Annotated in this window: 16 protein-coding genes and 1 pseudogene; 13 read left to right on the top strand and 4 right to left on the bottom strand. The window is 44.0% G+C overall.

Annotated features, from left to right (window positions below; translation table 11 throughout):
* Positions 1–206 precede the first annotated feature (206 nt).
* Positions 207–419: a hypothetical protein gene (locus tag B2575_RS01295; RefSeq protein WP_087814154.1), complete on the bottom strand. Its 213-nt coding sequence runs from the start codon at positions 417–419 to the stop codon at positions 207–209.
* 290 nt (positions 420–709) lie between these two features.
* Between B2575_RS01295 and B2575_RS01290 the strand changes: the two genes are divergently transcribed.
* The 6 genes and pseudogenes from B2575_RS01290 to B2575_RS01265 all read left to right on the top strand — a co-directional run bounded on the left by B2575_RS01290 (position 710) and on the right by B2575_RS01265 (position 9686).
* Positions 710–2470: a DUF389 domain-containing protein gene (locus B2575_RS01290; protein WP_296239875.1), complete on the top strand. Its 1761-nt coding sequence runs from the start codon at positions 710–712 to the stop codon at positions 2468–2470.
* Positions 2471–3050: 580 nt separating this feature from the next.
* Positions 3051–4145 carry a hypothetical protein gene (locus tag B2575_RS01285; protein ID WP_296239873.1) on the top strand — a complete coding sequence of 365 codons (1095 nt, stop codon included), beginning with the start codon at positions 3051–3053 and terminating at the stop codon, positions 4143–4145.
* A gap of 221 nt (positions 4146–4366) precedes the next feature.
* On the top strand, positions 4367–7039 hold the full coding sequence (gene alaS / locus B2575_RS01280) for an alanine--tRNA ligase (protein ID WP_296239871.1): 2673 nt from the start codon (positions 4367–4369) through the stop codon (positions 7037–7039).
* Between the two features lie 325 nt (positions 7040–7364).
* Positions 7365–8651 (top strand): aspartate kinase, encoded by a 1287-nt coding sequence (locus B2575_RS01275; RefSeq protein WP_055124395.1) that lies wholly within the window; start codon positions 7365–7367, stop codon positions 8649–8651.
* Positions 8652–9020: 369 nt separating this feature from the next.
* Positions 9021–9188 (top strand): annotated as a pseudogene (gene csrA / locus B2575_RS01270) (carbon storage regulator CsrA); the annotation flags it as partial.
* Between the two features lie 123 nt (positions 9189–9311).
* Complete coding sequence (locus tag B2575_RS01265; RefSeq protein WP_045445094.1) at positions 9312–9686, top strand: HopJ type III effector protein; 375 nt, start codon at positions 9312–9314, stop codon at positions 9684–9686.
* 86 nt (positions 9687–9772) lie between these two features.
* Here B2575_RS01265 and B2575_RS01260 read toward each other — a convergent pair whose 3' ends face one another.
* Positions 9773–10084, bottom strand: coding sequence for a YeaC family protein (locus B2575_RS01260; RefSeq protein ID WP_045451872.1), 312 nt, complete (start codon positions 10082–10084; stop codon positions 9773–9775).
* 67 nt (positions 10085–10151) lie between these two features.
* Positions 10152–11156 (bottom strand): NAD(+) kinase, encoded by a 1005-nt coding sequence (locus B2575_RS01255; RefSeq protein ID WP_296239868.1) that lies wholly within the window; start codon positions 11154–11156, stop codon positions 10152–10154.
* A gap of 299 nt (positions 11157–11455) precedes the next feature.
* On the opposite strand from B2575_RS01255, the gene B2575_RS01250 reads away from it, so the two are divergent.
* Positions 11456–12178 carry a Bax inhibitor-1/YccA family protein gene (locus tag B2575_RS01250; protein ID WP_045445091.1) on the top strand — a complete coding sequence of 241 codons (723 nt, stop codon included), beginning with the start codon at positions 11456–11458 and terminating at the stop codon, positions 12176–12178.
* 207 nt (positions 12179–12385) lie between these two features.
* On the opposite strand, the gene B2575_RS01245 is transcribed toward B2575_RS01250, so the two are convergent.
* On the bottom strand, positions 12386–15178 hold the full coding sequence (locus B2575_RS01245) for a heavy metal translocating P-type ATPase (RefSeq protein ID WP_296239865.1): 2793 nt from the start codon (positions 15176–15178) through the stop codon (positions 12386–12388).
* Positions 15179–15647: 469 nt separating this feature from the next.
* Between B2575_RS01245 and mrcB the strand changes: the two genes are divergently transcribed.
* The 6 genes from mrcB to purH all read left to right on the top strand — a co-directional run bounded on the left by mrcB (position 15648) and on the right by purH (position 23800).
* The gene (gene mrcB / locus B2575_RS01240; RefSeq protein ID WP_109590361.1) at positions 15648–18125 is read left to right on the top strand and encodes a penicillin-binding protein 1B; all 2478 of its coding nucleotides are present in this window, start codon (positions 15648–15650) and stop codon (positions 18123–18125) included.
* Between the two features lie 35 nt (positions 18126–18160).
* Positions 18161–18964 (top strand): tetratricopeptide repeat protein, encoded by an 804-nt coding sequence (locus tag B2575_RS01235; RefSeq protein WP_238048793.1) that lies wholly within the window; start codon positions 18161–18163, stop codon positions 18962–18964.
* A gap of 122 nt (positions 18965–19086) precedes the next feature.
* On the top strand, positions 19087–20013 hold the full coding sequence (prmA, locus tag B2575_RS01230) for a 50S ribosomal protein L11 methyltransferase (protein WP_201501574.1): 927 nt from the start codon (positions 19087–19089) through the stop codon (positions 20011–20013).
* Between the two features lie 127 nt (positions 20014–20140).
* On the top strand, positions 20141–21433 hold the full coding sequence (locus tag B2575_RS01225) for a DUF3426 domain-containing protein (RefSeq protein WP_296239859.1): 1293 nt from the start codon (positions 20141–20143) through the stop codon (positions 21431–21433).
* A gap of 274 nt (positions 21434–21707) precedes the next feature.
* The gene (fis, locus tag B2575_RS01220) at positions 21708–22067 is read left to right on the top strand and encodes a DNA-binding transcriptional regulator Fis (protein ID WP_087816165.1); all 360 of its coding nucleotides are present in this window, start codon (positions 21708–21710) and stop codon (positions 22065–22067) included.
* A gap of 152 nt (positions 22068–22219) precedes the next feature.
* Positions 22220–23800 (top strand): bifunctional phosphoribosylaminoimidazolecarboxamide formyltransferase/IMP cyclohydrolase, encoded by a 1581-nt coding sequence (gene purH / locus B2575_RS01215; RefSeq protein ID WP_201501576.1) that lies wholly within the window; start codon positions 22220–22222, stop codon positions 23798–23800.
* Positions 23801–23975: the final 175 nt, after the last annotated feature.

The following is a 23975-nucleotide window of genomic DNA, read 5'->3' as shown; positions in this document are numbered from 1 at the left end:
GTCAAATAGCTTGTTAATATCCCGATATTATCTACGCTATTTTTCTTGTTTGACGGCAATTTATCTCATTTTTATCTCCATTTTTGAAATGAAGACACGCCCTAATAAGTCATAAACGATGAATAAAAAAAAGACCTTGCTATCAAGGTCTTTTTTTATGGCTGATAGTCGGACTTATTCATTTAAATCGATCACATTATTCACTGTTATGCTTTATAGCCTTCTTCATTACCAGTGATGCTACCAACTTTTTTGGTAAAAAACATGCCTGCAGGAATAGATACCAAAACGCCTAATGCTACTGCTATTTGGATATGAGGTATTTCATTAAAACCTGTGACTAAAGCGCCAATCATAAAAACGCCAATGGTAACGGTTGCTGCGATTGAATAGATAACAGAGAATAATGGCCAGTTCATAACTTATTCCTCATTTTTATTGTGGATATAGTACCTTTATACACTAAACCCACAAAGAAAGTAAGTATTTCCTATAAACCTGCGAGCCAGCTATAGTAGGTGACTAAGCATAAAAACCCTGTTAGAGTTAAGGTTTTTATTGTTATTAGTTAATGATGCATAATTTTACTATCTTAAGTATTACTACTTAATGACACTGCGCTCCATTTAGTCGTAAAAAACCCATACGTTGTCCTCTTTTTATCATTACAATAATGTCTTTCTTTTACTTTTTAAGAAAGCCCCCTGCCATGACCTCATCTGAAAACAAACCCTCTAATGATTCTTCAGTTATAAAAGATGCCTCAAGCACGGCCAATTATTCAGACAAAAAAGTGGTGCTAACTGACGCAGATGATAGCTCTGTACTAGATAGCACTGTTGAACATACTGAGTCTTCAAAAAGCTCAGAGACTCATGATGACAATGACTGTGGCGAGGATATGGCTTGTGCGCAGCCTCCTGAAACAACGATAGCGATAAAGTCCATTGGTGCTGACGAGGTAGTGGCAACGTTAGAAACCGCCAAGCCCAACAATGAGTCTGAAATAACTGGGCTTGAGACACCACTACCCAATGAATCGTTAAAATCCACAACAGCGCCCAATCATAAAAATCTAGAAAATGCATCAGCAGAACATGCTCAAGCAAAAGAAGATGACGCTTCCGAGCAAACGTCTCAAAAAGATGCTGATGCTGAGGTAACGGTAGAGGCAGAGGGTATTGCCCCCGCTGATACACAGAGCACTTATCCTATCTCTGATAACCCTCAGCAAGAAAGCAAAGCAAATAGTGACAACACAAAACCGTCCTCAATTGATAAACATCCAGACACACCGAAAAACAATGACACTATCGTAAAAAATACTGTGAAAGATAAAGTCGATAATCAGGAAGAGCTAGAAGACGAGATTAAAGAAAAAAAAGAAGCTAAATTGGAGTCTTATAAGCAATTTGTTGCCGAGCAGTTTAGCAATCAAAAGGTAGACTATCCAGAAGTACGCGTTAGGATTGAGGCCAATGCGTTGCCGAGCAAAATGTATTTCATCATGAATATCCTCTCGGCTATTATCGCCAGTTATGGACTGGTGACCAATTCAGCTGCCGTCGTCATTGGCGCCATGTTGGTTGCCATGATGTTAGGTCCCATTACTGGCATAGCGTTAGCGATTATTGATCATCGTATGCCATTACTACGTAAATCACTGATTACGGTTATCATCGGCGTATCATTGGTGGTATTGGTTGGTTTTATTGTCGGCTGGTTACACAAAGATCAGCCACTGACCGCAGAGATATTATCGCGCACTCAGCCAACCTCGATGGATTTAATGATTGCGCTGGCAGGGGGTACTGCTGGTGCTTATGCGATGGTTTCACCGCACCTATCAGTGGCAGTGGTCGGCGTGGCGGTAGCCACTGCATTGGTGCCACCTCTTGCCGCGAGTGGGATATTATTTGCCAATGGCGAGACGCAGCTTGGACTTGGGGCACTGCTACTGGCGCTAACCAATATTATTGCTATCCAGTTTACCAATGCTTTAGTACTTTGGTTATTAGGCTTTCGCCGTTTGGTCGATGATGATTATAAATCAAGCACCTATTTGACCTTTTTACGCCGTAATGCGGTGACGTTATTATTGTTAGGTGGATTGGGGACGTATTTGACCATCAACCTACAGACCAACGCCAAGCAGCAGGTTTTTGAGAGTAGCGTCAAAGAAGCCATCAATAGCTACTTTATCGATAAAGGCAACGTGCTGACCAATACTCAGTTTGATACCTCAGAAGAAAACAAAGTCGTACGTGCGGTCATTCGCGGAGAGACGACGCCTACCTCATACGATGTACGGCAAATCGAAACCGTCATTACTCAGGATATGGCAGAGAATTTTCCTGAGTATCTCCCTATTAAGCTACAGCTACGCTACTTGCCAGTACAAGTCATTGAATCCAATCCATTGATACAAGATAAACTGGACGAGACTGATGCGGCGATTTTGACCAATTAATGCTTAGGGCATGTCATCAATTAGCACATTGATACATTTAGTGGCCTTAAAATGGCTAAATTTTGCTAGACATCGTCATTAATCTTGCCAATATGTTCATATCAGCGGCAATTTCTTCCTTGTTTATCTATAATTTTTCTCATTTTAAGCCTCACAATCTAAATGATGACATGCCCTAAGTGATGACATGCCCTAGTTTATCCTCAATAGCCTACAACCCATCCTCAAAGACGTATCTACAGTCGCCATCCTCAAATATGCTCATAAGTCCATTGGTGTTCTCACTAAAATGGCCAGCTCATCACTGAATCCTTATTATCCATATGATTGTTTACACTTCACAAATTAAATATACAAAAACAGCAAGCTTTTTAACTAAATGTATAGGCTGTACTTGATGGCTGACTTCTATCGAATACCGTGTTAGTATCTAGGATTTTTTTTAAGCCTTACTGCCATAATTTTGTTATCTGACGCTCAATCGTCTGTCAATAGAACATCGGATCCTATATTTCGCGCTACAACAATTAAGGCAAGTTAGCCTAACGAATCTAAACTTCAGGGATAGGAGTACATAATAGTGAACAAACAATCTTGGCAAATAGCCGCAGCCTATATGTCAGTAGTCGTTGGCGGCGGTTTTGCCTCTGGTCAGGAAGTCCTTCAGTTTTTTACCGGCTATGGTATGGCAAGTGTTATTGGCACGCTGGTTAGTGCCGCGCTTTTTGCTTTTTTAGGAATGCAAATTGCGCGCATGAGTTCGAATATGCAGGCCAACTCGCACAAAAAAGTACTGTATACCTTATTTGGTACGCGTGCTGGATTGGTTATGGATGTGGTGTTATCGTTCTTTTTATTTGGTGTCGGCGTGGTCATGCTGGCTGGTAGTGGTTCCATTTTTACTCAGCAATACGGTTGGCCACCGCTGGTGGGCAGTATTTTCATGACGGTACTGATAATCGCCACACTCTGTTTAAAAGTAAAGGGCATTATAAGGCTAATCAGTATTATTATGCCTGTACTGCTGCTATTGATATTGGCTATTACCACGTACTCAATTTTTAACAGCAGCGCCTCAAGTGACACGCTAAATAAGGTAGCACAAGAAATACCTACTATCAGCTCAAACTGGCTGGTCTCAAATTGGTTTTTTGGTGCGGTGCTTTATGCCTCATTTAACATTGCGGTTGGCTTTCCTATGCTGGCAGTCATTGGGGGTATGACTCGCTCAGAGAAAACAGCAGCCAGCGGTGGCGCGATGGGTGGGCTTGGCTTGGGCTTATTAGTATTTTTACTCAACATTGGCCTTTTTGCTAACATCGATAAACTCATAGGCGTTGAAATGCCTACTTTAGGATTGGCCTCAAATATTTCGCCCGTGTTAGCGATAATTATGTCAGTGACGCTCATTTGTATGATATACAGTACCGCAGTGGGTATGTTTTTCGCCTTTAGTACACGCTTTGCGACGCCAGGAACAAATCGCTTCAAATCGCTTAGCGCATTTTTCGCTATCGTTGGTCTGGGCTTAAGCCAGCTTGGTTTCAGTAAACTCATTGGCACTGTATATCCAATGCTAGGCATTATTGGTCTAATAATGATTGTGGCTATTATTTTGGCGTGGGTTCGCAGCCGTAATCAGCCAGCACAAGCACAAGCACAAGCACAAAGTTAACACTGAGCATGCTGAGATTAATATCATCAGTGACTTTTTGGCGACTCATGCCGTCATTCGCGGTGAAACCCATTAACGCTGATTATTTGCAAATTAAGGCACCATTCGCCTTCGCAGAATAACCTAGCCGTTGTAACTCTTGTACCAAGAGCTTGGGCGTTTGTGCTAAAATCGTTTGCAAAATTATTTTACTCAATTCTATTCGCCAGTAAGGAGCCGCTGTGAGCCAGCCATTTCGCTCAGCCGATATTCGTCAAGCTTTTATCGATTTTTTCATAAGCAAGCAGCACACCCCCGTCGCCTCATCGAGTTTGATTCCACACAATGACCCGACATTGCTATTTACCAATGCCGGTATGAATCAATTTAAAGAGACCTTTTTGGGTATGGAGCCACGTGATTATACCCGTGCGGTGACGTCGCAAAAGTGCGTACGTGCTGGCGGCAAGCATAATGATTTGGATAATGTCGGTTATACGGCGCGCCATCATACGTTTTTTGAAATGCTCGGTAACTTCTCGTTTGGCGATTATTTTAAGCAAGCCGGTATTGGCTATATTTGGGAATTTTTGACCTCAGATAAATGGCTAGCAATTGATAAAAACCGCTTGTATGTGACCATTTATGAGACTGATGACGAAGCCTTTGATATTTGGCATAAAGACATCGGTATTCCTAGCGAGCGCATTATCCGTATTGGCGATAATAAAGGCGCACCTTACGCCTCAGACAACTTTTGGACGATGGGCGATACCGGTCCTTGCGGCCCTTGTACCGAAGTATTTTATGACCATGGTGCTGATATCGAAGGCGGTCTACCGGGCACACCTGAAGAAGATGGCGACCGTTATATCGAGATTTGGAACTGCGTCTTTATGCAGTTTAATCGTCAAAAAGATGGCGCTATGCTACCGCTACCAGCGCCAAGCGTAGATACTGGCATGGGACTTGAGCGTATCAGCGCCATCATGCAAGGCGTCCATGGCAACTACGAGATAGATTTATTTGTACATTTGATGGATGCGGCGGCTGAGATTTTAGAGATTGAAAACCAGCAACAATCGTCATTAAAAGTCATCGCTGACCATATTCGCGCCGTTTCATTTTTGATTGCTGATGGCGTTACTCCAAGCAACGAAGGTCGTGGTTATGTACTGCGCCGTATCATTCGTCGTGCGGTACGTCATGGCAATAAACTTGGTGCTGACAGTGAGTTTTTCTATAAAATGGTCGCGCCTTTGGTTGCTGAAATGGGTACGGCGTATCCTGAGCTAAAAGATAAGCAAAGCGTCATTGAAAATGCCATTCAAAAAGAAGAAGCACAGTTTGCCAAAACTTTGGCACAAGGCTTACGTCTACTTGCCAGCGAGCTGGAAGGTCTAAAAGATGGCGACACGTTATCTGGGGAAGCCGCATTTAAACTGTACGATACTTATGGTTTCCCGGTCGATTTGACTGCGGATATCACTCGTGAGCGCGGTATTGTGATTGATGAAGCTGAATTTGATGAGCATATGCAAGCGCAACGTGAGCGTGCTCGTGATGCTGGCAAATTTGACGTTGATTATAGCAGTGTCATTCAAGTAGAAAACCCAACCACCTTTATCGGTTATGAGCAGCTTGCAGAAGAAGGCGTCACGATTGATGCGCTGTATCAAGATGGCAGTCCAGCCGATAGCTTAGCTGAGGGCATAGAAGGCGTCGTGGTACTTGACCGTACACCGTTTTATGCTGAAGGTGGTGGTCAAGTTGGTGAGCTTGGCGAAATCCGCACTGCAACGGGCGTTTTTGAAGTGCAAGATACCAAAAAATCTGGTCAAGCCATCATCCATTATGGTGTCGTGACCATGGGTGACATTAACACCAAACAAACCGCTGATGCGCAAGTCTTGTCCAGCATCCGTGCGGCTAGTGCCAAAAACCACTCTGCCACGCATCTATTGCATGCGGCATTAAGAGAAGTATTGGGCGACGCGGTCACGCAAAAAGGCTCGCTAGTATCAAGCGAAGTCTTACGTTTCGATTTCTCCTATGACAAACCCGTCAGCACTGCCGAAATTACGCGTATCGAACGCTTAGTCAATGAGCAAATTCAAGCCAACACTCCTGCTCGCATCGAGAATATGTCTATCGACGAAGCGATGAAACAAGGTGCGATGGCATTGTTTGGCGAAAAATATGGCAGTGACGTTCGCGTCTTAACCATGGGCACTGACAGTATCGTCGATGGTCAGCGCAAGCCCTTCTCTATTGAGCTTTGTGGTGGTTTGCACGTTAAACGTACTGGTGATATTGGTGTGCTAAAAATTACCAGCGAATCAGGTATTGCTGCTGGCATCCGCCGTATTGAAGCTGTCACTGGCATGAATGCGATTAAAAACATTCAGCAAAGTGAGCAGCAGCTGAGCGAGCTTGCCAGTCAGCTAAAAGTGAAACGTCCTGAAGTGGCACAGCGCGTGCGTACCATGGCGGATAAGCAGCGCGAACTTGAGAAACAACTGGAGCGTTTAGAGCAAAAAATCGCCAGCGCCCAAGCAGCTAATTTGCTTGATGAAGTACAGACCATCGCAGGCACGCCCGTGCTTATCAGTACCTTAAGCGGTATCGACGGCAAATCTATCCGCACCCTGATGGACGATATTAAATCTAAACTTCCTGATAGCGTGATTGTATTGATTGGTGATAAAGACGAACAGTTAGCCCTAGCTGCAAGCGTGGCAAAATCAGTCACCGCTAAAGTAAAAGCTGGTGATATCATTCGTCATTTGGCAAGTGAGCTGGGCGGTAAAGGTGGTGGTAAGCCAGATTACGCACAAGGCGGCGCGCCAAAGTCTGGCAACAGTACCGCGGTTATCAACGCCCTACCTGCTTGGATTGAAACTCAGCTTAGCTAGTCCTGAAAAAGACATGAATACAGTGCATCACTTGGGTCTACTACGCATAAGATACGCGATTGGTTATAACGGTTATAACCAATCGCCATGTATCTAAGCGCTACGGGCACTTAACGTTGTGACGTAGATATGATATAAAGGTCAACGTTTATATGCATCGTGCGTGCATTACCTAGTCAGCACTACTGAATACATAAACAAAAAGCATGGGCGCAATTCTTATAATACGGCTTTATCTATACAAGCATTGATTGAGCATCACATCCGCATATTGGCTCTCATTGATGATAATAAAAGGCCATTAATGAATAATAGGTAGATTTTTATGGCGTTAATAGTACAGAAATACGGCGGCACCTCGATGGGCAGTATCGACCGCATCAAAAACGTCGCCAAACGAGTCAAACGCTGGCATGACAACGGTCATCAAATAGTTGTTGTGGTCTCTGCCATGAGCGGCGAAACCAACCGTTTGATTGATCTAGCACGCCAAATTAGCACTCAGCCTGATCCCCGTGAATACGACCAAATGGTCTCAACCGGTGAGCAAGTATCGATTTCATTGCTTGCGATGGCGATTAAAGAGCTTGGTGTAGGCGCTCGTTCATTTACTGGTCGTCAAGTCGCAATTAAAACCGATAATGCCCACAATAAAGCCCGTATCGAAAGTATCGATGACAAAAATATCCGTGAGCAACTCGATGCAGGCAATGTCGTCATCGTCGCAGGCTTTCAAGGTATTGATGACGAAGGCAACGCGACCACATTAGGGCGCGGCGGCTCTGATACCACAGGTGTCGCTATTGCTGCTGCCTTGGGTGCTGATGAATGTCAGATTTATACCGATGTTGATGGCGTTTATACCACTGACCCTCGTGTAACCTCAAAAGCCAAAAAACTTGAAAAAATTACCTTTGAAGAAATGCTGGAGATGGCAAGTCTTGGCTCTAAAATTTTACAGATTCGTTCGGTAGAATTCGCCGGTAAATATGGTGTACCACTGCGCGTATTATCTAGCTTTGATGAAAACAACGATGGTAGCTTCGACCAAGAATTTCAAGACAATGTCGGCACCCTAATTACGATAGACGAAGGAGACAATATGGAACAGGCAATCATCTCAGGTATCGCTTTTAATCGAGACGAAGCAAAAATAGTCGTGCGCGGTGTACCTGATCATCCTGGTATTGCCTCTGCTATCCTAAGCCCGATTGGTCGTGCCAATATCGAAATTGATATGATAGTGCAAAACCTCTCTACCAACGGCACCACCGACTTTACTTTTACTGTCAACCGTACTGACATGGACAAAACCATGAAAGTACTAGAGAATGAAGTCAAAGATGAGATCGGTGCTAAAGAGATACTGGCTAATGATGAAGTCGTTAAAGTCTCTTTAGTCGGCGTCGGCATGCGCTCTCATGCTGGTGTTGCAAGCCTCATGTTCCAAACGCTTGCTGAAAACAATATCAATATTCAAATGATATCAACCAGCGAAATCAAAGTGTCTGTCCTTATCCAAGAACAGTATTTAGAAAAAGCCGTTAAATCACTACATACCGCATTTGGTCTGGATCGTGAAGATGGCGAAAGTAAAATCGCTGGGCTATAACTTATTTTAAAACGCTTAAAATAATCGATTTAGCATCAACAGTTATGCATTAAGTCAGTATCAATTACTTTCAACAATGTATTAAATTAAATAGGGTCTTTTTAGATCCTATTTTTATTTTTTATTATTGCTAGGGTAACTATTTACCCAATAGTTTTGTGAAAACCCGTGACAGTCTCTGTTATGCCCCCTATAATGGGGCTTTCATTTGGGCTAAATGAATCTACCTATCATTACCGCTATTGGCACAATAGTAAGCATTGTGGTTATCATTGATACATTGTCTTTCTAGGGCTGCGGTAATGTCCTGCAATTGAGAAGTAATCTGATGAGTAATAATTTGTTGATGCGACATAAGGAGTGTGACGCATGTTAATTTTGACACGCCGCGTGGGCGAAACGCTAATGATTGGTGATGAGGTCAGTGTGACTGTCCTAGGTGTCAAAGGCAATCAAGTACGTATCGGTGTAAATGCACCGAAAGATATTGCCGTACACCGCGAAGAGATTTACCAACGTATTCAGCATGAGCGTTCTGTACAGTCGCAAATGCAACATCTTGAGCAAGGCAATTTTGCGCCTTCATTTGATGACGAAGACTATTTCAATCGCTAAGTTACATACTTTCACTTTTTCAATCTGCTCTGAGGTCATTTATTTATGAGTATCCGCCAATCAGATGTATCGGCTCTACTTAATGGTTTGGATAAAAAAGCCATTGGATTCAATGATGTCATCAGTTTTATTGATGATTTTTATCGCTACGCACCTGCCCCGTTTGTGAACGGTATGGTACATAATGCAGCTGGTGAAAATGAAGGTAGTGCAAAAATTTTTGGCTTTGCCAAGCACCATGGTCTGAATCAATTGGACACGTTAAAACTGTTTGGCGAGCATTATGCCAAAGTTCAAGCAACTCCTAACGGTACTGACCATGCCAATATCCGCAATTTTTTACATTGGGGCTGGCAAGGATTTTTGATGCAAAAAAACCCATTAACGGTTCGCCCTAGTGTTGATACGACGGCGCTTTAAAAAGTTATTAAATAAGAAAAGGCCACGCTGATTAGCGTGGCCTTTTTTATGTGCTTCATTTTTTATCATAAAACTTAGCCTTCAGCCTATTTATCACGAAACTTGACGGGTTGGACTGCGCCTTTCGGATTAGGCATGTTTGGATAATGATGCTCATGCTCGACATCACATTCTGCCCCGACGATAGAGCCATCGTCTTTGACTGGCTTATGAATATAGCCTGTGCGCTCAGCAGGTGGTAGATGCTCGTGCTCCCACACCATCACCGCTTGCATACAGGTTTCGCGCTGCTCAGCGGTCAGCTTGCGACCATCAGGCCACTTACCCAACTCAATCGCCATGCGGAACTTATCCACCACTTCTGGCGTTAAACTTGCTAATATCGTTTGCTTGTCCATCCTTCCTATTCTCCACCACTATTTTTTATAACATATTTTTTATAACGTTTTTATATAAAAGAGACACTTATTCGTCGTCCATAATATCATCATCCACGTCAAGACTGAATTCCTCAGCATGGACGTTCCAGTGCAATTTGGTGCGACAAGCTTCATAAAAATCAAACCCTGGCGGGTGCAATAAAGTAAGCTTATCTGGATGCTTACGAATATAGAGCCGTTGCTCTTGCTCAAGTGGCACGCTTGGCTTGCCGTCAGCACTGACCATCGGCTGAGTGCGATTGTCTTCGTGAATGCGAATGCAAACTTCGCTATTACCGCTCACCACAATCGGTCTGCTAGACAGCGTATGGGGATGCATGGGCACCAAACAGATAGCATCCATACTCGGATGGATGATGGGACCGCCGCCAGAGAGTGCATAGGCCGTCGAGCCAGTAGGCGTTGCTGCAATCAAACCATCACTATGCTGACGGTAGACATCTTGACTATCGATTTTCATCTGAAAATCAATCATATGAACCGATTTTCCCGCATGTAATACGATATCATTGAGCGCCATATCTTCATGAATGATAGTGCGCCCTTCTCGTATCTCCATCGTCAATAGAAAACGATGATCCAGCTGATAATCACCCATCAATACTTGGCGCAATTTAAACGCCGCTTCATCAGGTTTTACATCCGCCAAAAAACCAAGCCGACCACGGTTGACGCCAAGTACAGGCACACGGTAGCGTGCCAACGCTTCAGCCGCGTGCAATATCGAGCCATCACCGCCAACAACGATGACCAAATCACAAATCTCACCAATCAAACTACGCTTAACGATTTTGACCTTTTCAATCTCAGTAAGGTTCAAAGTGGGCAAGTTCGCCGTTTGCATATCCATAATCAATGTGAGATTCATCTCATTGATAGTCTGGGCAATTTGTACCAAACTTTGAGTGACACTACGTTTACCAGCGCGGCCCATAAGCCCAATACGCCTAAAAGCAGGGTTTTTGATAGCGTGGAACAGCTCTGATTCATGTAAGTGCGGCAATCTTGCGGATTGCGCTGAGTTTTCCATAAAACGACTCGGCATAACGGTAAATTACTCGCCAATGATAGCGATAAACGAGCGTTTAGACTAGCATGTTTATGAATTATCGTTGTTAACTGTCGTAATCAACCCCATATAAAAGCCATCGCACGTTACTCTTAAACGTGTTTGTTTAGCTAGGCAGTACGCCAAAATACATCAACTAATAATAGCTCTATAAGGTCGTGAAGCCTTGATGGCTGTCACGTAAACACAGTTGACAATAATGGCGGTTTTGCTAAAGTAGCTAGCATCATTATTATTTATATTTTATTAAGGACAACTTTATGGCCAATCCTATTGTCAGTCGCGCAGAACTTGCGATCGGCGGTAAGCCAATGACGGTCAAGGGCGTGATTCAAAAGACCAGTCTATTACTTGGATTATCTGCGATCACTGGTGTGGGCTTTTTCTTTTATGCCCTTATGGCAGGCTTGTCGCAAGGCTTTATTACGATGGCTGCCTTCGGCAGTATGTTTGCCGCTTTTGGTCTCGCGCTTTTTATCACTTTTAAACCACACAAAGCCAAAACCTTTGCGGTGCCTTATGCACTGTTAGAAGGCATATTTTTAGGCGGCATCTCGCTGTTCTTTATGCGGATGTATCCAAGCGTGCCAGTCACAGCTATGTGCGCCACTTTTGTGACGGCAGCCGTTATGCTAGGGCTATATCGCTCAGGTCTGGTCAAGGTGACTGAAAAGTTCCGCTCAATTGTGACTTCAGCATTGATTGCAATTATGCTGGTTTATGTGGCGCAATGGGTACTTTCTTTAGCGTTTGGTTCAAGCTTACCGTTCTTATTTGAAGGTGGTGCTATCGCTATCGGCTTTAGCTTATTTGTGATTATCATCGCTTCTTTCACGCTGTTATTAGACTTCGATAATATCGATCGCGGTGTGGCAATGGGTGTCTCTGAAGACTACGAATGGTTATTTAGTATTGGTATTCTTGCCACGCTCGTATGGATGTACATTGAATTTATGCGTTTGCTTAGCTACTTACAAGACTAATTTAAAAACCAGTTAATCGTTATCTAAATAAAAAACCGCCTTATCTATTCATATAGTTAAAGGCGGTTTTTTTATGGATAAAGTTAAATACTTATAATAGGCATACTGTTTGGAAAAATGTGAGCAGCAAGGAAGATGAGTCTCAGTACTACATTAATTAGTAGGCTAAGTAAGTTTGACGCAGCTAACCGTTTTTTTGAATGGGTATCAAGCGCGTTTTAAGCGCAGCGCATTTAAGACCACAAACAATGAACTTAGTGACATACCAATAGCAGCCAGCCAAGGTGGCACATAGCCTAACGCCGCTGGTATTAGCACACTGCCATTATAAATGAGTGCCCAGCGGAAGTTTTGTTTGATAATACGTTCCGTTTTATCAGAGATACGTTTGGCAGCAGTGATAGCGTCGATTTGACCATTTAAGATAATACTGTCACTCGATACTTGTGCCAAATCTGCCGCCCCCGCAATAGAAGTCGAGACATCTGCTGCGGCTAGCACTGGCGCATCGTTGATACCGTCTCCCACCATCAACACTACGCCACCTTCCGCCTGTAGTTTTTGAATGTGAGTGACCTTGTCTGTTGGCGACAGACCGTTGTAAGCAGAATGCATTCCTAAACTTTCAGCCAATACCAGCGCTTGCGGGCTTGGGTCACCAGTCAACATAACTGTCTCAATACCCAACTCTTTAAGCGTATCGAGCATGGCTTTGGCACTATCACGCACCTTATCATTGAAATAGAAGCATGCCAGCGCTTGCCAAGTGACCGAGTCATTTTGTTGACAAGATAAAACCACTGCTGAGCTGGCGCGCTGTGATACTAAATCAATGACCATATCATTATCAGCATCGTTTAACGCAAAATCCACATGACCAATTCGATATAATACGCCATCAATCATTGCCTCGACACCGCCTGCTGGATAATGCTGTAAGCCCTGCGTCGATGGCAAATGCAACTGATAGGCAGCGGTAAGCAGCGCGTGTGCAATAGGATGACGGCTCCCTACTTCTAGAGCCGCAGCGATGGCTAATAGCGTATCTCTTTGCTCATCTGTAGCCGTTGCAATATCATTATCTTTATCATTATCTTTAAGCAGCTCAATATTTAATAAATTCGGCTTACCATAAGTGAGAGTGCCAGTTTTATCAAAAGCGACATGAGTGATTTCAGCGAGCGTTTGTAGCGTATGTCCACGCGTCGTCAAAAAGCCATAGCTTGCCAATCGATTGGTCGCGACCGTCAGCGCAATCGGTGTCGCTAAAGACAGTGCGCAAGGGCAAGTCGCGACCAATACCGCGACCGTAGCCCAAATCGCTTGACTTGGGTCAACGATATACCAGCCAATGAATACCAAGACAGACAAAACCAAAATACGCGCAACAAACCAACGTGCCAGCTTATCGGCTTGCTGTGCCAGTTTGGGCTTTTCACTCATGGCACGGTTCATCAGCCGATCAATCAAGCCAATTTGGCTGTCTGCTGGCAATGCTGTGACCAGCATCTCAAACGGTTGGCTATCGTTTTGTGCACCGCCAACGATATAGTCACCTTGGCTCTTGATAATCAAGTCGCCCTCACCCGTCAATAGGCTTTGCGACACGGTAGCAGTCTGACTCAGCAAAATACCATCGCTAATGATTTCAGAGCCAGCCTCAATTAAAATGATATCACCTACGTGCAAACTATGGGCGGTGACCATTTGTTTTTCTTTTGCCTCATCTGCTGTTGTTGATATGTATGATTGTTGAGTACGCGTGCGTTGCCAGTCTTGTGCAATTTTTGATGTGAGCTGATGAACATTGGCATCCATGCTTTGCATAAAATTAGGCGTTGGATTGGCTGATGTGCTCGCCTCCCTTGTATCCAAATTACTGACTTGATTACTCACGTCTTCATTTACAGCTGTTTTTTCGAGCTCATTTTTCTTTAACTGCTGTAATATAAGCGCGGCGGCTTCTTTATTTTCCGCAATTTTTTGTACCAGTACTGGCTCAACCACGACCAAGTCATTGGCCATGGTGGCGGCTTTTAGGCGGGCATTATGTTCAATGTAACGCCCTGCCAGTAAAAAGAAAATAAACATACTGACCGAATCGTAATAGGTTTCCCCTTGACCAGTGATGGTCGCATATAGGCTCGCGAAAAAAGTCACAATCAGCGCGATACTGACGGGCACGTCCATATTGACTTGACGGGCACGAATTGCCGACCACGCTGAGGTAAAGAACGGGACACCCGCATAGAAGAAAACGGGCGTACTGACAAATAAAGATACCCAGCGCAAAAAATCACGCTGAAATATTAGCATATCGCTGTATTCACCAAAATAGATGGCAACGGCATACATCATCGCTTGCATCGAGCCCAACGCGGCAATGCCAAGACGTATCAGCATTTGGTTGTTATGACGCGCCAGCATCGCCTCATGCGTATCTTGACGATAAGGCTTGGCTTCATAGCCGATTTCATTAATGGTGGCAAGAATACGGCTGATCGGCAGCTTATCCTCGTTCCAAATCACACGCATACGCTGATTGGTCAAATTCACCTGACATTTACTGATGCCCTCTAACTCATCGAGACGCGACTCAATGAGCCAAGTACATGCCGCGCAGCGTAGGTTATTGACGGACAGTTCTGCAACCGACAGTCCGTCTTGAGCATAGACAAATTGTGATTTGATCTCGTCATGGTCATAGGCCTCAAGGCGAGTCAACTGCGTTGGTAGACTTGCCGTACGATTAATCTCTGAGCGATCCAGATAATACTGTTCAAGTCCTGCCTCTACGATGCTTTGAGAGGCTAACTGACAGCCCATACAACACATCTCACGCGGCTTACCCAATATCTTGGCATGGAACGGCGGCTGCGGTACAGGATCACCGCAATGGAAACAGTGACCTGCGAGTGGCAGTACTAAACCTTCGATGATAGAGTTATCTTCATAATGCTGGCTGGTGGTCGATGCCATTGATGATGGGACATTGGACATAATCGCGCTTACTTCCTTTAGACAGGTTTGCTCGAACCTTATTCGCTTTAAGTAAACTTACTATCATTAACGAGACTCAACGCCTATGCAGAAGACCTATCTAAAACAGCTATTTTAAATAACTCTCAGCACGGCTCACAAAAAATAAAACAATAACCGTAGCGGTTAATTCATAAAAAACACATCGTTGGCGCATCTCTAAACTGCTATCCTGCATGGCTATATGACATGGTGACATGAAGCTAATATGACACTTATATAACAATGATACTGCCAATCTAAAGCTTTTAATGCTTTGTTAGCAATGACCGTGTTTTAACAGAGATTATACTATAAGCAAGTGCTGTGAAGAGCATAACCACGCATAGCTTAAAATCAATGAATGCCTGCGTTGACGATGATAGATTGAAAAATTTGTCAATTTGCGTCATTATGAGGCAGTTTTTTATACCAAAATGGTGCGACATCAGTGCAAACATCCAATTCCAAGTTACCAAATACCAAGTTAACACAGTCCTCTAAATCTGTTAACCACACGCTCCCTTCACAGCAGCGTGGGTTGGTATTTAGTAGTCTTATCTTAATTGTCATTATTGCTGGCATGGTGCTCTTGGCGCTATATTTAATCAAACTTGATCGCACCATTACTCATAAGTTTGAGGGTAAGCGCTGGGATATCCCTGCTAAAGTGTATTCGCAGCCGCTTGAATTGTATCAAGGCGCGAGTGTCGACAAAGATACGATGAAGACATGGCTGGAGTTGCTGAACTATCAAAGCAACAAAGCTTATGATCGCACGGGAACCTATCATAGATCAGGTAATACCTACTTTATTCATACTCGCGGTTTTACTTATAGCGCCAACGATGTGGATAAAGAGCAAGTCATAAAAATGACCATTGCTGGTAATAAGATTGAGTCCGTACAAAGCACTTTGCCTGCCAAAAGCGGCATCATTCGCTTAGAGCCAGTGAGTATCGGTGGTATTTATCCTGACAGTAATGAAGATCGTTTGGTCGTCTCGTTAGATGAAGTGCCACAACCACTCATTGATGCGTTAATAGCCACAGAAGACCGTGCGTTTTATGAGCACAAAGGCGTCTCTATACGAGGCATTGCACGTGCCGTACTGAACAATTTCTCTGGTGGCTCTAGACAAGGCGGCTCGACCATCACTCAGCAGCTGATTAAAAACTTCTATCTCAATTCAGACCGTACGCTGAAGCGCAAAGCCAACGAAGCGTTAATGGCAGTATTGCTCGAGCTACATTATAGCAAAGATGAAATTCTACAAACGTACCTCAACGAGATTTATTTGGGTCAAAACGGTAACCGCTCTATTAATGGTTTTGGCTTGGCATCACAGTTTTACTTTGATAAACCACTGAATGAGCTGCGCTTGGATCAGCAAGCCCTGCTAGTCGGTATGGCAAAAGGCCCGAGTATCTACAACCCACGTCGCCATCCAAACGATTCAAAAGCACGCCGTGACGTCGTGCTGGGCAACATGTTAGCTGTTGGCTCACTCAGTCAAGAAGACTATGAGAAAGCGCTAAAGCAGCCACTTGGTGTCGTGGACAAACCTGTCGAAGGCAAAAGTCAATTCCCTGACTTTTTGGATATCGTCAAGCGCGAGCTGAATACCGTGTACTATTCTGATGATCTCAAGAATGAAGGTCTTATCATTATCAGTACTTTGGACCCTATTGCACAATTAGCCGCAGACAAAGCGGTTGATAGAAAATTGGGTGAGCTGCGTCGTAATAGTAGCAAAACTAAAGACTTGCAAGGTGCCTTAGTGAGTGCCAATCCTGAGACTGGTGAGCTGGTCTCTGTGGTGGGTAGTGGCAGTGAATTTACCGGCTTTAACCGTGCGGTCGATGCCAAGCGCCAAGTGGGTTCGTTATTGAAGCCTATTATTTATATGACAGCACTTGAAAGTGGACGCTATAATCTTGCAAGCTCAGTCGATGACTCACCGATTACCGTCAATCTAAGCGATGGTACTAAATGGAACCCCAAAAACTATGACAATCGTGACCATGGTTATGTGCCATTTACCACCGCTTTATCAAAGTCTTATAACCAAGCAGCGGTACGCTTAGGTATGGAGTTTGGGGTCGATACCTTTGCCAAGCAGTTACAGCGCATGGGTATTAAAGAAAAAATACCACCCTACCCGTCAGCATTGTTAGGTTCTGTTAATCTTAGCCCAATGGACATGCTTGGTGTCTATCAAGTCTTTGCAACTGGCGGCTTCCGTACGCCTATTCATAGTATTCGCACCGTCATTGATGACCGTGGTCGTATTTTACAACGTACTGGACTCAACACTCAGCGTAGTATTCCGCCTGAGACCAACTTCTTAATTAACTATGCTTTACAAGATGTGGTCAAAAATGGTACTGCCAAACGCGTGCAATCACTTGGTAGTAATCTAAATCTTGCTGGCAAAACAGGAACCACAAATGATTACCGCGATGCCTGGTTTGCAGGCTACAGTGGCAACTATGTCAGTGTGGTTTGGGTTGGCCGTGATGATAACAAGCCAATTGGTTTAAGTGGCGGTACTGGCGCATTACCAGTTTGGGTTGACTATATGAATCGCTTGAAGCTGACGCCTGTGGCTCTACCAGAGCCTGAAGGTATTGAGTGGTTGTGGTTAGAGAACAACTCAGGCAAGTTATCTAATGAGCGCTGTGCAGATGCACGCTATCTGCCTGTCCTGTCGGCATATTTACCAGAAGAAGCCAGCAGTTGCGCTGTCGGCTTATATCAACAAGATCGTGCTCGTGAACAAAACCAGCAGCGCCGTAGTGAAGGTTTAGAGATTCCAAATGGCGAAGCTGTTGATAGCGACAACCAAGAAAACAGTGATGGGTCAAATGGTAATGATGCAGAAAGTCGTGCCGATACTTGGTATGATCGTGCCGTTGAATGGTTCTAAAGTTATTTGTGAAACTTAAAAAAGGTCTCAATCTAATGTTATTTCTCAAGCGAACTGTATCAGCTAGGTCAGCCGTCATAACGTGGTCTATCAAAATCAAGCCAGCCAATAAGATGCTGGCAGTCAGTGCTCTAGCTGGCATGTTGAGTTTGAGCGCTTGCCAGACTGCGCCGACTGCATCTACCGCGATCAAAACGGTACCGACTCAAACGCTGCCATCATCGCAAACAGCTAAAGCCCCCATAGCGACTGTGACGCAAGCGCCCATTGTCAGAACAGAGGACGACTACCCCATTGAGCCTTATAACTCCTATGAACCAGCCGAATCAACCAATCCATTGACTCAAGAGACGCCTGTATTTACACCATCTAATCCTGTGTTGACCCAACCTGATCCAGTTATTATTATCCCTTCGCGTGATGACTACATCATCTCTGAGCCGTCAGCACCGTCACACAACGAATTGCTAGAACAGGCAAGAAAAAACTCGCAGCAACGGACACAGCAAGCTACTACCAACAATAGCAACTTGCCAGCATTTCGCAATTTGATGCAAGCAGGTATCAGTCAACTAAAAGCTGGCAAACTGACCAATGCTGAAAACAGCTTTACCCGTGCACAGCGCCTAGCACCTAAATCTTCTGCGGTGTATTTCTATTTGGCGCAAGTGGCATTAAAAAAGAACCAGCCGCGCAAGGCAGAAGCTATGGCACGCCGTGGTCTGAGTGTTTCTCAAGATACCAGTCGTCGCCGCGCGCTGTGGCAAATTATTTTGCAATCAGGACAAGCCCAAGGCAACGCTCGCGTCATCAGTGAAGCGAAGCAAGCCTTACGCTAATATCAAGACATACCGAAGTGAATAGATACCAAGTTTATCACTTGGTCTCTATTCACTTTTTATATTGTGCATACGCATCATTTATCCAAAATAGACATTTATTTTTAATTAAGGTTATCGTTATGGCATGGCAACAACTGCATTTACAATGTGAAAAAGCAAACGTCGATTTGGCTGAGGCACTGCTCCTAGAAGCAGGTGCATTATCCATTGCCTTAGACGACGCAGGTGACCAGCCTTTATTTGAGCCATTACCTGGTGAATCACCGCTATGGGATGAAGTTATCTTGACAGGGCTATTTGATGCGACCACCGATGCTGGCAGTCGTCAGGCAGTCGAGCAGCTCAGTCATGAAATCGCAGCACAAGTGCAAGCCACCCGTATCTGGCTCACGGCTGTCGATGATAAAGATTGGGAGCGCGAATGGATGAGCAATTACCATCCTATCGAATGTGCCAATAATTTATGGATTGTACCCAACTGGCTGACGCCGCCCAATCCTGAGGCGACTAACATTATTATGGATCCTGGTCTAGCCTTTGGTACAGGCTATCATGCCACTACCCGCTTATGTCTTGACTGGTTAACAGAACAAGATCTAAAAGACAAAGTGGTGATTGATTATGGTTGCGGTTCAGGTATTTTAGGCATCGCTGCTTTGTTATTAGGTGCACGCCACGTGTATGCTGTCGATATCGACCCACAAGCAGTGCTGGCAACCAATCAAAATGCCGCACGCAATCACGTTGGGGATCGCCTGCAAGCGTTTTTACCAGAAGACTTCACTGACTACTGTGCACAAAATGATGTGTTACCTGTAGACGTAATCGTTGCAAACATTCTAGCCAAGCCGCTCATTGGCTTAGCGCCTTACTTCGCCACCTTAATCGCACCAAAAGGTCGCATTGTCTTGGCCGGTCTAATAGAGTCACAAACCGAACAAGTAACGGCGGCTTATCAACCTTATTTTGCGCTTGATGCAAAGCATGCTTTTACAGCGCAAGAAGACCAACATTGGCAGCGTTTATCTGGTACATTTACAGGCTAGCAACATTTAATTACATCTGTTACGATAGAGGGCAGTCAAATGTCATGNNGGCAGTATTAGCACTATAGGCAACTATTAGCGAGTGGCTAAGCGGTATTGATAACCATAATTTTTTGGATTCGACCCTATGACCACGCCCATAAAAACTCAGTGCCCTCATTGCCAAGCTTGCTTTAAAATACAGCAAACACAGTTGAATAAAGTAAACGCCACTGTTAGCTGTGATCAATGCCAACAGAGTTTTTTGGTCAATAAACATCTTATCCTCACTGCCGATGCTGTCAGTACTTCCGCGATTCAAGAAAATACAACGACTGACACCAATACGACAGCCGATTCAAATAGACATTCTACACAAACCGCTGACAATCATAATAAAAATCAACATGCAGCAGGCACTGCTAAGTCACCACTCACTCCTCCACATTCAAAAAATGTTTCATCTGATACTTTAATTGAGGATGATTTGATTCATGACGGCTTAATCTATGATGATATGGATAGCGATGAACCAGAAGAAAGTGTTTTAGAGTATGATTCTCTAGATAGTATGGATGCTTGGCTGACTCAAGCCAGCAATATGAACAATAGCAGTTATACTTCTACAGCAGACAACCAACCAACAAGTAACCTCTCTAAAAAAACAGATAAAAACAACGGGTCATCAGTGAAAGTATCATCTGATGCTACAACAGAAAATTCCTCATCAGCACAAATAGCGCTTAGTTCAGCAGCCGCTAATGATATTCATGCCAATGTGGATGATACTGCGGACAATTCTTGGCTCGAAAAACTCCTAAAAGAACAAAATAAAAGCGAAGAGGTTCGACAAGACGATACCGACTTATCACAACTATTGCTCGATATGGGTGTACCATTGAAAGATGAAGCGTTAACCTCCGAAGAGCGTGTGAGAAAAGCACAAGCAAAGTTTACACCTACGCCGCAGAGACGTTCTATCGCATCCTTACTATGGACGCTAGGATGCTTAGTATTAGCACTGCTACTTTTTGCTCAATACGTCATTTTTAATCTAGAAACTTTGATGAAAAACCCAGTGCATGCAGAGCGCTTACAATCAGTATGTGCAGTCGCTGCCTGTAGTTTACCTAGTGCCGATCTAACAGCATTTACGATTACTAACCTTAATCATAAATCGAGTAAGATTAAGATGGATGGAAAGTCGAGCGATGTCAGTGCCACATTAAACAATCAAAGTGCCAAAGCACAGCTGTATCCGAATGTTAAAGTCAGCGTATACGGCGCAAATGATATGATTGGAGAATTCATCGCCACGCCAGCTGATTATCTATTAAGCAAGCAAAGCCAATTAGCGGCGAACAGTAGTCGAAACATATTATTTACCATCCCTGTTGCTAATAGACAAATTCGAGAAGTGACTATAAGTCCTCTGTATTGAGTGGATAATTACTAACAAAATAGCTGTTTCTATAAACAACCTCGTCTCTTAAAACTTCAGCCGTCAGAAAAACATAGGCAAGTCGCAAGTTCAATAGTGATGCAAGTGCGACCCAGCCAGTTATATTTTGTGGCAATGTTATAATAGTAAGCATATACCCTAGTCATACTGCTGCCAATATAAGGTTAATCTGTCAGCGCTAAACGATATTAATTTGATATAATACCCTAATATCTTATGGTTTGACTCTTTCCAATCCCAAGGACATTATCTTATGGCACCTCATGCACAGCATAATGCCAATCATTTTGCCACAAGCTCTGAGCATCCTGCCGATTATAGTACAGCTAACCATCATTCAACTCGTCATGTTGACTCCTCATTAGACAGCGATGCGAGCCAGCGTCATGAACCACTGCGCGTACATGTGGAGCGTGTGGTACGACAGTACTTCGCGATGCTAGGCGATGAGATGCCGACCGACTTGTATGAGCTTATTTTAAAACAAGTTGAAGAGCCACTATTATCGGTTGTCCTTGAAAAAACGCGAGGCAATCAAACCAAGTGTGCACAAATCTTAGGTCTGAATCGTGGCACTTTACGCAAAAAACTCAAAACTTATGACTTAATGTAGCATCTGCTATATGCATTTCTCTGTCTTTATTACCAATCATTATGTATGGCAATTTAACGTTATTGACGCTATCCACCATGATATGTCTGCAAAAATTGTCATTGTTACCTTGCCAGACGTTTACGTCAGGCTTTTTTTATGGAAATTTTCTTATGAGTACAACCCCACTTGCTCTATTGTCAGTCTCTGATAAATCTAATATCGTTGAATTTGCGCAAGGCCTTATTAAGTCAGGCTTTGGCTTACTGTCTACTGGCGGTACTTATCGTTTACTCACAGAAAACAATGTTGCTGTGACCGAAGTATCCGATTACACAGGTTTCCCTGAAATGATGGATGGCCGTGTCAAAACGCTACATCCTAAAATTCATGGTGGCATCTTAGGACGCCGTGGTACAGACGATGCCGTCATGAGTGAGCATGCGATTGAGCGTATTGATTTGGTTGTCGTGAATTTATATCCGTTTGCTGAAACTATTGCTCGTGCGGATGTCACCATGAACGATGCTATCGAAAACATCGACATCGGTGGTCCTACGATGGTGCGTTCTGCGGCGAAAAACCACGCTCATGTGGGTATCGTGACTGATCCAGCAGATTATGAGCGCATACTTGCCGCTTTAGGTGATGGCACCGAGCTGACACCTGCTTTGCGCTATGACTTAGCGGTTAAGGCTTTTGAGCATACTGCACAGTACGACGGAATGATTGCCAATTTCTTAGGTAGCCGTGTCAATGAAAGCCAGCAGCCTGAGAATTTCTCACGTACCTTTAATGTGCAGCTCGAAAAAGCACAGGATCTACGCTACGGCGAAAACCCACATCAAAACGCCGCTTTTTATACAGAAAACCATCCGCTAAAAAGCCAACAAGCTTCTATAGCGACTGCTAAGCAACTGCAAGGCAAGGCGCTGTCTTATAACAATATCGCCGATACTGATGCTGCTCTTGAGTGCGTGAAAGCCTTTAGCGCCCCTGCTTGCGTAATCGTTAAGCATGCCAATCCTTGCGGTGTCGCTGTGGATAACGATCAAGTAACCGCGTATAACACTGCCTTCAGTACTGATCCTGAGTCTTCTTTTGGCGGCATCATTGCTTTTAACCGCCCATTGACGTTAGTAGCTGCTAAAGCCATTATCGACAATCAGTTTGTAGAAGTTATTATTGCACCAAGCATCGAAGATGGTGTGCTTGAAGCGACAGCTGCTAAGAAAAATGTCCGTGTATTGGTGTGCGGCGAACTGCCAGCGCCAGATCAACGCGATAGTCAGCTTGACTACAAGCGCGTCAACGGTGGACTGCTAGTACAAGAGCAAGATCTTGGTTTGATTACAGCCAATGACTTAAAGATTGTCACTGATGTACAACCAACAGAAGCGCAAATCGCCGATCTATTATTCAGCTGGAATGTAGCAAAATACGTCAAATCTAATGCCATTGTTTATGCCAAAGGTCAGCGTACTATCGGTGTTGGTGCTGGTCAGATGAGCCGTGTCAACTCAGCGCGTATCGCTGCTATCAAAGCTGAGCACGCTGGATTGGCTACTGAAGGTGCTGTTATGGCATCAGATGCCTTCTTCCCATTCCGTGATGGCATCGATAACGCTGCCCAAGTCGGTATTGCTGCTATTATCCAGCCAGGTGGGTCTATGCGTGATGACGAAACCATTGCTGCGGCAAATGAGCATGGCATCGCGATGGTATTCACTGGTATGCGTCATTTCCGCCATTAAATTGTTCCGTATCACTTTGAATAGTAGCATTGATAGCAGTATTGAATTTTGTATCGCCATTAATGCTAAATCTTTATGATAAAAGTAATACTCATTAAAAAAGCCACTGTAGACAGTGGCTTTTTTATGCTTAAAACTTGAAAAGGTTATTCAGAAAGAATGACTAAGTAAGTAT

The organism is Psychrobacter sp. UBA6739, assembly GCF_002453835.1.
In the GTDB taxonomy this organism is placed as follows: Bacteria; Pseudomonadota; Gammaproteobacteria; order Pseudomonadales; family Moraxellaceae; genus Psychrobacter; species Psychrobacter immobilis_A.
This window is presented reverse-complemented; position numbering and strand designations above follow the sequence as displayed.

Coding starts and splice junctions, on each gene's coding strand:
- B2575_RS01295 (WP_087814154.1), bottom strand. CDS start 419: ATGAACTGGCCATTATTCTCTGTTATCTATTCAATCGCAGCAACCGTT.
- B2575_RS01290 (WP_296239875.1), top strand. CDS start 710: ATGACCTCATCTGAAAACAAACCCTCTAATGATTCTTCAGTTATAAAA.
- B2575_RS01275 (WP_055124395.1), top strand. CDS start 7,365: ATGGCGTTAATAGTACAGAAATACGGCGGCACCTCGATGGGCAGTATC.
- B2575_RS01265 (WP_045445094.1), top strand. CDS start 9,312: ATGAGTATCCGCCAATCAGATGTATCGGCTCTACTTAATGGTTTGGAT.
- B2575_RS01260 (WP_045451872.1), bottom strand. CDS start 10,084: ATGGACAAGCAAACGATATTAGCAAGTTTAACGCCAGAAGTGGTGGAT.
- B2575_RS01255 (WP_296239868.1), bottom strand. CDS start 11,156: ATGGAAAACTCAGCGCAATCCGCAAGATTGCCGCACTTACATGAATCA.
- B2575_RS01250 (WP_045445091.1), top strand. CDS start 11,456: ATGGCCAATCCTATTGTCAGTCGCGCAGAACTTGCGATCGGCGGTAAG.
- B2575_RS01245 (WP_296239865.1), bottom strand. CDS start 15,178: ATGTCCAATGTCCCATCATCAATGGCATCGACCACCAGCCAGCATTAT.
- B2575_RS01235 (WP_238048793.1), top strand. CDS start 18,161: ATGTTATTTCTCAAGCGAACTGTATCAGCTAGGTCAGCCGTCATAACG.
- prmA (WP_201501574.1), top strand. CDS start 19,087: ATGGCATGGCAACAACTGCATTTACAATGTGAAAAAGCAAACGTCGAT.
- B2575_RS01225 (WP_296239859.1), top strand. CDS start 20,141: ATGACCACGCCCATAAAAACTCAGTGCCCTCATTGCCAAGCTTGCTTT.
- fis (WP_087816165.1), top strand. CDS start 21,708: ATGGCACCTCATGCACAGCATAATGCCAATCATTTTGCCACAAGCTCT.
- purH (WP_201501576.1), top strand. CDS start 22,220: ATGAGTACAACCCCACTTGCTCTATTGTCAGTCTCTGATAAATCTAAT.